Source organism: Shewanella xiamenensis (genome assembly GCF_014647135.1).
GTDB classification, from domain to species: domain Bacteria; phylum Pseudomonadota; class Gammaproteobacteria; order Enterobacterales; family Shewanellaceae; genus Shewanella; species Shewanella xiamenensis.
The window spans coordinates 59357-71807 of record NZ_BMOP01000014.1 but is presented as its reverse complement, the minus strand read 5'-3'; the positions used below and the strand labels follow the sequence as shown (position 1 = coordinate 71807).

Genomic DNA, 12451 nt, shown 5'->3' with positions numbered 1-12451 from the left:
GGGATTGAACCTTAAATGAAGAGCTCAATAATGGAAAATTTTCAATCACATTCAGCGCAAAATCGCTATGATAGGCAGTTATCGCCCCCTATCGAAATAGCTATGGAAAACGATAACCATAATTTGATTGCCGATGAGCATAAAACGGATGCAGATCCCTTAGTGAGCGCCATCATCAAAGTTGCTAATCAACGGGACAAAGCGGCATTTGGCTATTTGTTCAGTCACTTTATGCCCAAAATTCGGGCATTTGGTCTGCAACGATTAAATCAACAAGGCCTCGCCATGGATTTAGTTCAAGAAACGATGACCATCGTTTGGACTAAATCTCATTTATACAATGCAGATAAAGGTTCTGTCGCAACGTGGGTATTTACCATTATGCGTAACCAATGCTTCGATATGCTTAGACGAGTACAGCACAACCGTGAAGATGCATTTGGCGATGATATCTGGCCACTGTATGACGTTGCGGTTAGCCAAGATAACAACCCTGACCATAAATTGACCGCCAAGTTACTCGCTCATTTAGATGCCCTGCCCCTTGCTCAACGTCAAGTAGTACAAGGCATTTATATGCAAGAACTCACCCAGCAAGAATTGGCTGATGCCTTAAAAGTCCCCATTGGCACCATTAAATCGCGACTCAGATTGGGGTTAGAAAAGCTTAAAAGCTTTTTGGAGACACAACATGATTAAACATCACCCCCATGCAGAATTACTTCAGGCCCATGCACAAGGTCAGCTCCCTTTGTCGATGTCTATCGCTGTTGCTGCGCATTGTGCCTTATGCCAAGAATGCCAAACTCAAGTAGCTAAATTGACTGAAGAAGCGGCCAAACTCGCTTTTATTTCCCCCAGTGATAATGCGGTTCAATACAACACGTCAAATGAGATTGATGCCGTCGATAATGATCCCTGGCAACAAATGTTATCGAACATTATGGCGCTTCCCGAAAGCACTATGCATGAACCTTACATAGAATCTTCAGTGAGTGTTAACCATAAAAATATCCGCTACGAACTGCCTAGGGTGTTTCGGCAGCATATTGCACAGCCATGGCAACAAATTGGTAAAGTCAGTCGGATGCGATTCGACCTAGATGAAAAAAATACTCGCGCCAGTTTATTGCATATTGAAGCGCTAGGTGAAATCCCACAGCATACCCATAAAGGGATTGAGTTGACGTTATTATTGGCGGGCGAATTTTCGGACTCATCAGGTAATTATGTTCCTGGCGACTTTATTCTCTTAGATGGTAATACACAGCATTCTCCCACAACTCAAACGGGATGTTTATGTTACACAGTGTTGGACGCACCGCTCTATTTCACTAAGGGATTAAGCAAATTATTAAACCCTATTGGTGAGCTGATTTACTAAAGTCAGTTACGCATCGAATAGTGAAAAATAGCCAAAAAGTTAACCCACAAAATAGCAACAAAAGAAACAATATAAAAACATTACTCGCTGAGCAAAAATTACACTTGCCAGCGGGTAATTTACTGTTATACTGCACCGCGTTTTGAGAAGTATCTTGTTGTTACCCTTTTTATATCAGTTTGACTTGTATCAAACTTGATCCTCACAAAGAAAGCCTACTACAAGTAAGTCCTGCAAAAATAATGGGTTAATGATTTTCAACATTAACTCAAAAAATGAACTCTTTAATTCGGCCAATGTCATAGTACTGTCACTTGACTATGTTTAACTGGTCTAATTGGGATATTCCATTGACACAATCGCTGATTTGCATTAGTTATCAATACAGCATCTCTTGATTAATCATGGTGGAATGGGTAACCTCAAGACTCATTAGTATCATCTTTCGCAATTATGCTAAGGATATTTTATCGTTATTACTTGCTCACCTAAGGGTGAATTTAATTAAAAGGAGTGTGGCCTATGTCATACAAAATTAACGGACATGAAATCACAGTGAACTTCCCTGTAGATTCAATTTCAGTCAACAAAACTTCAATTGCTTTTACCGATAGACAAGGTAAAAACAGACAGACGTTTTCAAAACGTACCGAAGCCTTAAACTTTATGAAATGGCTTTTGTCGTCAAATAAATAAGTCTGAATTAAGTACTCATCGAGTACACATAATGGCATGTTGGTTTATTCGGTCCCATTTTCCTCGCCATACCGAAATCAACTCGCCTTTATCGATAGCCAAATATCACGATTTGCTATCCCTTCACGTCGATATGACGAACTCGTTTGGTTCAGCCAGTATCTAGCTCACATGGATACACGCTGAACCAAATGTGTATTAATCTAGATCAATTCTATCAATTTTCGCTTCTGCTAATATGTTCACACTTTCTGACTGTGAAGTATTTTTATGTCAAAACCGAATACCAAAACCGCTATGCAACAGCTTATCGCTCAAATCCAGCAAACAATTCCGCTGAATTTAGATGAAGCACAAATGTGCCAAGGCGAATGTTTAGGTTGTTCGAAAAAAATGCTTGAAATGCTCGATGCAGAAATCAGCTATTGGCAATATTCCGATGCGGTACCCAGCCTAAAAGATTTAAAAAACCTCGAAAACATTGGCCGTCGCACCTATAAAATTCTTAAACGAAACCAGCTAGTCTCTTAGCCTTTTGTTCTCACCGTTTTATTATGTGACTAGCGCATTTAGCAATAACAGCCGTCATGACATCCAGTATGATTTAAGTTGACTGGCAAGCGTATTCACATAAAAACCGCATTGCCAGCCTAATTTCTATCTCATTGTAGAAATGGGATTTACATCGTTAACAACGAGACGCTGCCAATCTTGCGCGAATATCAGCCAAAGAATATTCAGTTAATAATTCACCATCGGCAAATACGGGGACAAACTCGCAATGGTTAACATCTTGCCAGCTTGCTTGATCTTTAAGATAAAATTGACCTTGCTCATCTTTAAATACTGCAACCAATCCCTTAGCGGATTTTTTAGTGCCATCATCGGTTTTAGGATCTTTAAATATTTCTCTGTCTTTGCCATCCACTTTCGCAAAGGTTGCTTTCACCGCGTACCCGTCAGTATCTCGGGTCACGTGTTGATAGGTAAAACTGCCAATTCCAAACACAATATTAGTTGATGCAAAACCTTTGGCCTTCAAACCGGCGCAAATGGCTTCAGCCCGTTCAATGGTGATTGAGTCGCCATAAATCAGTCCGACATGGCTATCGAGTAATTTGTAACCTTTGGCAGTTGTGCTGCCCCCAAAGACATCCCACAAACACTCGATAGCGCCTTTATACTCAGGACTCCCCACAGCTGCTTGTGGATCGCCACAAATGATCTTCACCGGACAACCCGTATCAGGCCTAAACACCACTTTGCCCTCACGGGCAAGAATGCGGTCTTTTAAGGCAACGGTGAACTCTGTCATCACCTGCCAAAAATCCCAAGAATCAGAAACGATACTGACAATGCCGCTAGGATAAATATCTTCAATCAGACGGCGGAACGTCTCTAATTCATTCTCCATACCACCCGCACACATCACACTGTGCTCCGTTGCGGCCACACTGCCGCCAACGAGTTCCTTATCACTGTCTGCAAGATAATATTGTTCAAGAAAATCAATCGCGGGAATGGTATCTGTGCCCGTAAAACTGAGTAGATGGGCGGCGCCGCTCATTACCGCAGCCTCTGCACCATACATGCCGCGGAAACTAAAATCATGGCCCTGCCAATCAACAAATGCGATGTCACCATCGGTTTCTAGCGCGTAAGTCTCAAATATTTTGCGGTATTGCAGCGCGGTAGTGGCGCTAGTACACATTCCCCACACATTGGCAGAAAGCATCGTTTCGAGATAATTGGTCAACCAAAAGAACCGCTCATCGGTATTGTACAAAACCAGGCAAGGCACTTTTAAGGGATACACTGAGCCTTCAGGCAATGCCATGATTTTAATGGGTAAATAGCCTAAATCATGTAACGCCTCAATATGCTGAGTACCGACATTATTTGGTCCAAGATAGTTATTAATGCGGCGGGAGAATTGGCGAATCACTTGCTCTTTGGGCTGTTGAAAGAAATCACGGTTCCAACTGTCGATTAAGTAATGCTTGATAAAATATTGCAGACCAAAAAATACCATCTGCTCAGTATAACCACGACGGGATTTACGGGCGGTCAAGTTACTAAAAATCACTTGAGTATTATCAGGATATTGACGACGGTGGTCGACTTTGTAGCCATCAATGGCGGTAACGGGATTCAAGTACATCATATTTTCCTTAATGATTCATAAAACGCAAAACAGCATGGCAATGACAGAACTCGCTCGAAATATGTGTGGGGACACCTAAACTATCGGTACAAAATAATCTGTCTATGCCCGCCTCACGCAGAGCCGATTCGCTGGCCTTATCTTCATAATGTGACACGATCAAAATGACGCTTTGGGCCCCTTTTTGCTTTAACTTGATGGCAAGTTCGATAAAGGTTCTGCCACCAGCACAAATATCATCGACGATTAAGCAGGTTTTACCCGATAAATCATCACAGAACACTTCAGTAGCGATAATATGACCATTGACCACATCACGATGTTTATCGGCCCTGATCACCGGCATTCCCTGTAACGCCTTAGCTAAGCCGAATACTTTCTTATTCGCCCCCGCATCAGGCGAAACTAACACTAGATCACCGGTCAATTGAGCTGCAATCGCGGCGACAAAGCTGTGGTTGTCAATAACTTGCACTCGGTCTAATAATGCCGCGGTGACATCGCTGTGCGGGTCAAAAATACTGACTGAAGCATATTGCTGCTGATTAATCAGGCTGGCATAGACTTTTACCGATAAGGCCTCGCCCACATTACAGACTCTATCTTGGCGGGCGCCTGGCATATAAGGCAGTAACAGATCGATCTGCTCTGCACCGCTGCGGCGTAATGCATCAGTTAACAATAAGAGTTGCATGATGGATTGATCGCCACGATAACCGAAAAAGAGTGTGACGCGTTTCGCTGGAGGAACCCGCAGTTGAACATGATTCTCCCCCGCACCAAATTGAAATAAACGGTAATTAGCCTCATCGCTAGCGGCGGGAAGTCGATAAAAATCAGCTTGCTGATGTGGTGAGTTAACTGTGCCTTGATGCATTTGAATACCTAGAGACATATTCACCTCCTGTCTGTGCAAGATCGCTGTGATATACAGCAATCTTGTTGTCTGCAATCAATAGTGTCTTATAGACACTATTGTGTAAAGTTGATTTTTAGACTATTTTTTATCGGATAATGCTAAGGAATATACCTAAATTGCATATAATGTCTTTAAGACACTATATGCAATTTAGCTTTGATAATGGGGAAATAGATATCGAAAAGCAAAGAATGGACGTATTACGACTACATCGACGGCTACATAAACCCTGATAACTCAAGCTAACTGTATGTACCGCATAATCTGTCACTATTATTGCTATGGGTAACCACTTTAAGCGGCAAACACTTTGACTAACATTCTAAATTTCTTAAGAATCGATACGATGCCGTATCCGACTTCAAACGGTATAAATTGGCTGGACGGCCACGTTCAGTACGTTTTAAGCCCGTATCAATCAATAAATCGGCCTGCTCAACCCGTCGACGGAACGATTTACCTTGGATAGGCTTACCCAGTAAGACTTCATGCACATGTTGTAGTTCTGGCAAGGTAAAAGGTTCAGCCAACGCAAAGCCTGGCACTAAAGAATATAAGGCTTTCTGAGTTAAACGTTCCCGCGCTTGCTCAATTAATTGCAGATGATCAAACGCCAAGGGCATCTGTAACACATCCTCTAACGGCCACCACTTAACATCACTCACTGAATCAATCTGGGTTTGGCAGGCTTGATAACTCATCAACGCGGTATAACACACGGTCACCGACCAGCCTCTCACATCGCGGTGACTATTACCGACAGTGCAAAGCTGCTCAATATAAGGTGGCACTACCGCCGTTTTTTCCTGCAATTTGCGTAACGCCGCTTCCTCTAGGGATTGATCGGAATGTTCATCGATAAATCCTCCGGGTAATCCCCAAAAACCTAAAAAGGGATGATTTGAGCGTTGTACTAAGAGTACTTTAAGTTGCTGATCATGATAGGTAAACAATACGGCATCAACCGTCAGTAGCTGAGCCTTAAAAGCCTTAGGATCGTAATTGGCGAGATATTCCGCTTCAGTCATGAGTATTTTCCATCGTTTGACGTCGTAAGCTTAACTTAGAGATTACGTCGCTTCAAACATATTATGTCTTAGCGTCACTAAGTAAATCATCTGCTCTATAGGGTCGTACGACTTTTACCAAATTTACGCAAATAACGTGGCAACATGGTTTCATTTCCAAGCAAACCACCTTGATGGATATACATCACAGGGCTTGCGCCCCACTGCGGTAAATATTTTTCTAACACCATAAAACCTAAGGGATCGTAGAGTAATTCAAATTGAATACCTGAGGCGCAAATCCGCTGCCACATGGCATAAAACTCAGGATAGAGTTTACCAAAGTGGTATTTCTTCCCCACATTCAAAATCTGTGGATGCTCAGCAGCGTTAGGATTTAACTCATAAAACTGCTGCGCTAAATACTCATCGCCGCCCACCACTGCGCAGGTAAGCACTCGAATGTGACTTTGCTTACGCACAAAATATTGGTTTAAAAATAATGCCGTGGTTCCCGTTCCCGCGGGTAAAAACACTTTCAGTTCAGTCAGTCCCTGTTGCATTGCCCACGTTTCAATTTCAACGGCTAACAGACTGACACCATACTCCGCATACTGGCAGCGCCCGCCTTCCGGAATAAACAAAGCGTCAGGCTCAGCAGCCAAAACTTGATGCTCAATATAGTCATGGCAAGTCCACTTAGACTCACGCTGAAGAAAAGGATTAGCTGCTATCAGGCTTGATAAATCAATAACCTGTGTACCATTGGCGATAGCTGCGGCATAGTTCCCTGTCGGTAAAGTCAGTACGTGGCTAGCAATATGGTCCACATAAAAATCACACTGCCAGCCTTTGAGTTTGGCGAGCGCCGACAGCGAATACAGTGAATTAGCCTGCGCGGAGCCATGACCAATCACCTTAGTCACACCAGCAAAATCATGGTCTAGAAAATAGGCAAACTTACGCGCCTTATTACCACTAAAAGCAGGATGTAATAAATCATCTCTTTTAAGAAAGATCTCTCTGCCTGCAAAAGAAAATGATTCGACGGGACTATTAGCTAGCATTTATTTACTCAAGGGGAGATAAGGTGTTTAGTGTAACGCGGGCTTGGCTAAATTCTTCCTAAGAATTAAGGAAATTCACGAAATATTAGCTTAACTCACAATCCATAGAGGTAAAAACTATAATATACCATTGATTATTAATGAAAAAACTTTTGGCATAATTCTCGCTTATGACATTTAAGCATCAATTAATAATTTCGAGTGTTGATGTTGTTTCTGTCGCACAGATTTTGGATTAGATAAGGAGTTTTCAATGTCATTACTACGGTTAATTTTCAATATTGCTTGGTTTGTCCTTGGTGGATTTGTGATGGGCCTAGCCTGGTGGCTTGCGGGGATTTTGTGTTTTATCAGTATTATCGGTATTCCCTTTGGTCGCGCCTGCTTTGTGATTGGTGAATTGACCTTCTGGCCCTTTGGACAAGAACAAATGAATCGCCGTCATTTAACTGGCCGTGAAGATTTAGGAACAGGCGCCTTTGGCATGGTGGGCAATATCATTTGGTTCTTACTGTTTGGGATTTGGTTGGCCATAGGTCATTTGGCCCATGCTCTTGCCTGCTTTGTGACGATTATCGGTATCCCTTTCGGGATCCAACATCTTAAGCTGGCGCTGTTAAGCCTAACGCCGATTGGGCAAACCATAGTAGCGAAAGCGTAATAACCACAGTAGCGAAAGCGTAATAACCATGATCGCCAAGGCGTAAGGCATATCACTCAGCACTACTCAGCATTGGTGGGTAGTGCTGATGCATAGTTCGGCAGCAATTGCACTAATTCTGCTATTCATTGAGTAAATCAGCGCGATCAGCAAACTGCTCACCCGCATCCTGCTCCGGTGAGCTGATGATTTCAAAGAGATAATGCGCCAGTTTAGCTGGCGCATCTATGGTGATGTCATGACCACAATAGGCCAACACAACTAAGTCGACCTTAAAATATTGTACCAATACCCTGCTGGTTTGGATCTTGACTAACCCATCGCGATCACCCGACAAAATACTCACTGGCACACACAAACATGCTGAGCAGTGATAATGAAATGCCGCCCACAACTGATTACTCGCGGTGTTAGACAAAATGATGAAAAACTTGCCTTCTCACAGCTTTGGTTAGGTGCAAAATAGCATTACTGACTTAAGGCTTCTTGTTGAAATAACAAATCGCCCATAATGCTATCAATATCGAGCTTCGCTAAACCTTGATCAAAAATATCCCGCCAACGCCGCCCCTCTTCTGTATTACGAAACGCGACATAAAGTTGTTTATTGGCAATCAGTTGTCGATTGACCTGTAACTTATCTGCGAGCGGCTGAAGGTGGGGTTGTTTAAGTAGATAATGCAGCACATTAATATCAATCACAGCGCCGTCAATACGACCAGCCGCCACCTTTTTGATATTTTGCTCATCGGATGTTGCCGCTTCAACAGGTTGACTCCCTGAAGCAATCATTACATCCAGCGAGTCGGTATTCACATAATCCTGCACAATACCTAAAGTATAACGATTCAAATCGGCTAAATGATGCCAACTAATGGGACGGGATTTTTGCTCAACAATACCTAATGGGCCAATACCAATCGGTTTAGAAAAAATAAACTTATCGGTTTCAAAATAATATTCTGGAAAATAGCCAATGTAGTCAGAGCCCGGCATAACGGCTAATTTAATCGCACGGCTCCAAGGGTAAAAATCCACGATAAGTTGTTGTTCCATTTGCTCAAACGCCGCCTTAGCCACCGCAACACTCGCGCCTTGGTGCTGGAGTTGATAGCCGGAATACGGCGGCCAAAGTAATGACGTTAGCTTCAGCGTGTCAGCAAATGTCGTATTTGCCACGGTTAATAGGCAACTAAACATCAGTGGGCACCAGCGGATCATAATGCCTCCATCAAAGACTCATCTATTAATCGCTAAAAAAACAAATAGCTCATCGGTTTAACTCTATTCAGTATAATCAGCCATACCTATAGGTACAGCGAATATTTGTTATCTGTTTAGCCTTGTAGAACCACGCTAAGACAGCAATGCTCGGAGTAGGCAGAACTATCGCCGCCAAAAACGACATCTTTACGACAAGGGGAAGACTGAGGAAAACCTGATGGTCATGCGACAATGTTTTCCTTAAGCACAGATGGCCATATAAAAATAAACCCAAGCGTTTAGGCTTGGGTCGGTTTGAAAGTTTATGCCTTTTAGGCATTAATATCTTCGTACAGCTCTTGATACATCAGCTCGCGCATTTTAAATTTTTGGATTTTACCCGTAACGGTCATCGGGTATTGGTCCACAAATTTGATATAACGTGGCACTTTAAAATAGGCGAACTTTTCGGTAAGGAAATGACGAATATCCGCCTCAGTAATCGACGCCCCTGAGCGGACTTTAATCCACGCACAGACTTCCTCACCATATTTATCACTGTGGACGCCAAACACCGCGGCATCCTGCACATCTTTGTGGGTATAGAGTTTTTCTTCAATTTCTCGGGGATAGATATTCTCGCCCCCGCGAATAATCATATCCTTAATCCGCCCCACAATTTGCACGTAACCTTGCTCATCCATTTGGCCAATATCGCCCGAATGTAACCAACCTTCACTGTCAATTGTGGCGGCGGTTTTTTCAGGATCATTCCAATAACATTGCATGATGCAATATCCTCGGCTACAGACTTCACCGGGCTGATTAATCGGCAGCACTTCGCCAAACTCATTGACAATTTTCACTTCAGTATGGGGTAACGCCCGACCAACGGTGAGAACACGCTTCTCCACTGGAGAATCGATTTCAGTAATGTGATTTAACGGACTGCACTCGGTTTGGCCATAGCCGATTAACACCTCCTGCATATACATCAACTGCTGTACACGACGCATAACCTCTTCAGGACAAGTCGCCCCCGCCATCACGCCCGTACGCAACGAACTAAGATCAAAACGTTTAAATTCAGGATGTTCTAACTCGGCAATAAACATGGTGGGAACACCATGTAGTGCGGTGCAGCGCTCACGCTCAATCACTTCTAAGGTAGTGAGAGGATCGAAAGAATCTCCCGGAAATATGGCTGCTGCGCCCTTAGCCAAGCAAACGAGATTACCTAGCACCATACCAAAACAATGGTATAAAGGTACGGGGATACAGAGCTTATCATCACAGGTAAACCTCATTGCTTCGGCCACTAAATAACCGTTATTCAAGATGTTATGGTGCGATAAGGTCGCCCCCTTTGGGCTACCCGTTGTGCCAGAGGTAAATTGGATATTAATCGCATCATAGGGGCTGAGTTCATTGGCAATACGCGCAAGCATTGCTTTATCATCTTCGCTCACCTCGACTAATAAGTCATCGAAGTTCAACATGCCAGGAGACTTTTCAGCTCCCATGCGGATCACAAATTGCAACTCTGGTAATGCCTTAGCCTGCAATTGACCCGCAGCGCACTGCTTAAGTTCAGGCGCAAGCTCGTAGAGCATCTGCAAGTAGTTGCTGGACTTGAATTTATCAGCGCAGATCACCGCGCGACACCCCACATTAGTCAAGGCATATTGTAATTCTTCAGGGCGATAAGCGGGGTTAATACACACCATGATGGCGCCAATTTTGGCAGTAGCAAATTGGGTTAAACACCACTCAATATTATTGGGTGACCAAATACCGACGCGGTCCCCTGGACCTATGCCTAATTTGAGTAAACCTGTTGCAAGCGCGTCGATTTGTGCAAGATATTGACGGTAATTCCAGCGAATATTTTGATGGTTAACGACAACGGCTAACTGTTCGGGATAGGTGTTAGCAATATCGTTAAGGTATTGTCCTATGGTTTTTTCAACAAGTTTTGGGGCATTAGGCCCCCGGAACTCACTGTATTTAAGTGGACTAATGGTTTGATTAGTTGCTTGATTAGTTACTTGAGTCTTTGAAGCAGACATTAAGGCCTCCGTGCTTTTTATTATGGTTAGCGTGGTCCAAACTAACCAATCCACGGAACATGTCACAAGTAAAAAAATCCAGTATTAGACTAAAGAGTAAGGTCATCCCCTTTCCCTAAAGCCCGATTAACGGCTCATAAATACATCCTGGTTATTGGATGTTGGTGCCTCTAGGCACTGCAGACGCTCCATAATCGCCAGTAGCACCCCTTGGCGGCGCATATTCTCTAACACCCCTGGGCTAAAAACCTCTAAACGTGTCATTGCGGTCAATAATAGGCGGCATTGGGCCACACTGGCATCACGGATATAAGCAGGCTTATCCACCAAGTAACTGTTATTATACCAATAATCCCAAGTAAAATTAGCAAGTAACCAGCCCTGAGCGGTTAAATCGCTAATAAATTCCAACATGCGATCACGGTGTAAACTCGCATCACCTGCGGTGAAATCCTTAAGATATTTAGTGTATAAACCACAGTCTGTCGTCATTTTTGAAGCTTCCATAGCACACCTCACTGATTTCAACATTACTTTTGTTTATAAGTCAGGGATTGAAAAATTCGCTTGGGTTTAACCTAAACTCGTCAACTTTGCTTGTATTGAGTTGTGATATTGCATTGCTGCAATTGCAGCATCAGTCATACCAGACTTGATAGGGATGACAGGGTAAGCGGTGTTAACTGAACACTGACTTAACGGTACGAAACACGCAGCCATCAATACAGTTAACTGGGAGGTCAGTAAAAACTAAGATAAACTCAAGGAATTAACGCGATAAGACTGTTATTTCAGTAAAAGGACACAAAATGAATTACTGGCTTATGAAATCGGAACCCGACGAATTTAGTATCGAAGATCTTAAAGCAAGGCCTAATCAAACCGAAGCTTGGTTTGGGATCCGTAACTACCAAGCACGTAACTTTATGCGCGATGCCATGCAAATAGGCGATCAGGTCTTCTTCTATCATTCAAGCTGCAAAGTACCCGGTATTGTCGGCATTGCTGAAGTCGTCACGAGCGCCTACCCCGATAGTTCGGCCTTTGATCCAGAATCAAAGTATTTTGATCCTAAGTCAGATCCTAGCAACCCAAGATGGCTAAGGGTCGATATTCGCTTTGTGGAACAATTTAAAGAAATCATTCCACTGAGTTTAATTAAAAGCTTGCCGCAATTAGCTGATATGTACCTAGTATCGAAAGGCTCACGGCTAAGTATTCAACCCGTTACCGCCGAGCAATGGCAAGCCGTACTGATGCTCAGATGTTAATGGCATATAT

At 43.2% G+C, this 12451-nt stretch carries 14 protein-coding genes; 6 read left to right on the top strand and 8 right to left on the bottom strand.

Annotated elements, in window-relative coordinates; translation table 11 throughout:
- Positions 1-30: 30 nt before the first annotated feature.
- The 4 genes from IEY09_RS13225 (at position 31) to IEY09_RS13210 (ending at position 2611) form a co-directional block, all read left to right on the top strand.
- Positions 31-699: a sigma-70 family RNA polymerase sigma factor gene (locus IEY09_RS13225; RefSeq protein ID WP_169547731.1), complete on the top strand. Its 669-nt coding sequence runs from the start codon at positions 31-33 to the stop codon at positions 697-699.
- Positions 692-1384: a ChrR family anti-sigma-E factor gene (locus tag IEY09_RS13220; protein ID WP_188871400.1), complete on the top strand. Its 693-nt coding sequence runs from the start codon at positions 692-694 to the stop codon at positions 1382-1384. Before IEY09_RS13225 ends, IEY09_RS13220 begins: the two co-directional genes overlap by 8 nt.
- A 522-nt stretch (positions 1385-1906) precedes the next feature.
- Positions 1907-2080 carry a hypothetical protein gene (locus tag IEY09_RS13215; protein ID WP_011072074.1) on the top strand — a complete coding sequence of 58 codons (174 nt, stop codon included), beginning with the start codon at positions 1907-1909 and terminating at the stop codon, positions 2078-2080.
- A 270-nt stretch (positions 2081-2350) separates the two neighbouring features.
- The gene (locus IEY09_RS13210; protein WP_037417676.1) at positions 2351-2611 is read left to right on the top strand and encodes a hypothetical protein; all 261 of its coding nucleotides are present in this window, start codon (positions 2351-2353) and stop codon (positions 2609-2611) included.
- A gap of 157 nt (positions 2612-2768) precedes the next feature.
- On the opposite strand, the gene IEY09_RS13205 is transcribed toward IEY09_RS13210, so the two are convergent.
- The 4 genes from IEY09_RS13205 to IEY09_RS13190 all read right to left on the bottom strand — a co-directional run bounded on the left by IEY09_RS13205 (position 2769) and on the right by IEY09_RS13190 (position 7237).
- Entirely contained in the window at positions 2769-4244 is a 1476-nt protein-coding gene (locus tag IEY09_RS13205) for a nicotinate phosphoribosyltransferase (RefSeq protein WP_229777911.1), read from the bottom strand.
- A gap of 7 nt (positions 4245-4251) precedes the next feature.
- Positions 4252-5139 (bottom strand): ribose-phosphate diphosphokinase, encoded by an 888-nt coding sequence (gene prs / locus IEY09_RS13200; RefSeq protein WP_037417670.1) that lies wholly within the window; start codon positions 5137-5139, stop codon positions 4252-4254.
- Positions 5140-5477: 338 nt separating this feature from the next.
- Positions 5478-6191 (bottom strand): NrtR DNA-binding winged helix domain-containing protein, encoded by a 714-nt coding sequence (locus tag IEY09_RS13195; protein WP_144346321.1) that lies wholly within the window; start codon positions 6189-6191, stop codon positions 5478-5480.
- Between the two features lie 95 nt (positions 6192-6286).
- Positions 6287-7237 carry a 1-aminocyclopropane-1-carboxylate deaminase/D-cysteine desulfhydrase gene (locus tag IEY09_RS13190; RefSeq protein WP_188871399.1) on the bottom strand — a complete coding sequence of 317 codons (951 nt, stop codon included), beginning with the start codon at positions 7235-7237 and terminating at the stop codon, positions 6287-6289.
- 253 nt (positions 7238-7490) lie between these two features.
- Between IEY09_RS13190 and IEY09_RS13185 the strand changes: the two genes are divergently transcribed.
- The gene (locus IEY09_RS13185) at positions 7491-7898 is read left to right on the top strand and encodes a YccF domain-containing protein (RefSeq protein ID WP_011072069.1); all 408 of its coding nucleotides are present in this window, start codon (positions 7491-7493) and stop codon (positions 7896-7898) included.
- 121 nt (positions 7899-8019) lie between these two features.
- Here IEY09_RS13185 and IEY09_RS13180 read toward each other — a convergent pair whose 3' ends face one another.
- The 4 genes from IEY09_RS13180 to IEY09_RS13165 form a co-directional block, all read right to left on the bottom strand.
- A complete protein-coding gene (locus tag IEY09_RS13180) occupies positions 8020-8250 on the bottom strand; it encodes an alpha/beta fold hydrolase (protein ID WP_373290368.1) in 231 nt (76 codons plus the stop codon).
- Positions 8251-8366: 116 nt separating this feature from the next.
- The gene (locus IEY09_RS13175; protein ID WP_188871397.1) at positions 8367-9119 is read right to left on the bottom strand and encodes a substrate-binding periplasmic protein; all 753 of its coding nucleotides are present in this window, start codon (positions 9117-9119) and stop codon (positions 8367-8369) included.
- Between the two features lie 314 nt (positions 9120-9433).
- Positions 9434-11170: an AMP-binding protein gene (locus tag IEY09_RS13170; protein ID WP_188871395.1), complete on the bottom strand. Its 1737-nt coding sequence runs from the start codon at positions 11168-11170 to the stop codon at positions 9434-9436.
- Positions 11171-11296: 126 nt separating this feature from the next.
- Positions 11297-11677: a DUF6508 domain-containing protein gene (locus tag IEY09_RS13165; RefSeq protein WP_188871393.1), complete on the bottom strand. Its 381-nt coding sequence runs from the start codon at positions 11675-11677 to the stop codon at positions 11297-11299.
- Positions 11678-11979: 302 nt separating this feature from the next.
- Here IEY09_RS13165 and IEY09_RS13160 point away from each other — a divergent pair, with 302 nt between their 5' ends.
- Positions 11980-12441, top strand: coding sequence for an EVE domain-containing protein (locus tag IEY09_RS13160; protein WP_188871391.1), 462 nt, complete (start codon positions 11980-11982; stop codon positions 12439-12441).
- The last annotated feature ends 10 nt before the right edge of the window (positions 12442-12451 follow it).

What these genes read in the sequence shown, in the direction of transcription:
- IEY09_RS13205 (WP_229777911.1), bottom strand. Translation starts at nt 4,244, where the DNA reads ATGATGTACTTGAATCCCGTTACCGCCATTGATGGCTACAAAGTCGAC.
- IEY09_RS13195 (WP_144346321.1), bottom strand. Translation starts at nt 6,191, where the DNA reads ATGACTGAAGCGGAATATCTCGCCAATTACGATCCTAAGGCTTTTAAG.
- IEY09_RS13220 (WP_188871400.1), top strand. Translation starts at nt 692, where the DNA reads ATGATTAAACATCACCCCCATGCAGAATTACTTCAGGCCCATGCACAA.
- IEY09_RS13210 (WP_037417676.1), top strand. Translation starts at nt 2,351, where the DNA reads ATGTCAAAACCGAATACCAAAACCGCTATGCAACAGCTTATCGCTCAA.
- IEY09_RS13175 (WP_188871397.1), bottom strand. Translation starts at nt 9,119, where the DNA reads ATGATCCGCTGGTGCCCACTGATGTTTAGTTGCCTATTAACCGTGGCA.
- IEY09_RS13185 (WP_011072069.1), top strand. Translation starts at nt 7,491, where the DNA reads ATGTCATTACTACGGTTAATTTTCAATATTGCTTGGTTTGTCCTTGGT.
- IEY09_RS13160 (WP_188871391.1), top strand. Translation starts at nt 11,980, where the DNA reads ATGAATTACTGGCTTATGAAATCGGAACCCGACGAATTTAGTATCGAA.
- IEY09_RS13225 (WP_169547731.1), top strand. Translation starts at nt 31, where the DNA reads ATGGAAAATTTTCAATCACATTCAGCGCAAAATCGCTATGATAGGCAG.
- IEY09_RS13165 (WP_188871393.1), bottom strand. Translation starts at nt 11,677, where the DNA reads ATGGAAGCTTCAAAAATGACGACAGACTGTGGTTTATACACTAAATAT.
- IEY09_RS13190 (WP_188871399.1), bottom strand. Translation starts at nt 7,237, where the DNA reads ATGCTAGCTAATAGTCCCGTCGAATCATTTTCTTTTGCAGGCAGAGAG.
- IEY09_RS13215 (WP_011072074.1), top strand. Translation starts at nt 1,907, where the DNA reads ATGTCATACAAAATTAACGGACATGAAATCACAGTGAACTTCCCTGTA.
- prs (WP_037417670.1), bottom strand. Translation starts at nt 5,139, where the DNA reads ATGTCTCTAGGTATTCAAATGCATCAAGGCACAGTTAACTCACCACAT.
- IEY09_RS13170 (WP_188871395.1), bottom strand. Translation starts at nt 11,170, where the DNA reads ATGTCTGCTTCAAAGACTCAAGTAACTAATCAAGCAACTAATCAAACC.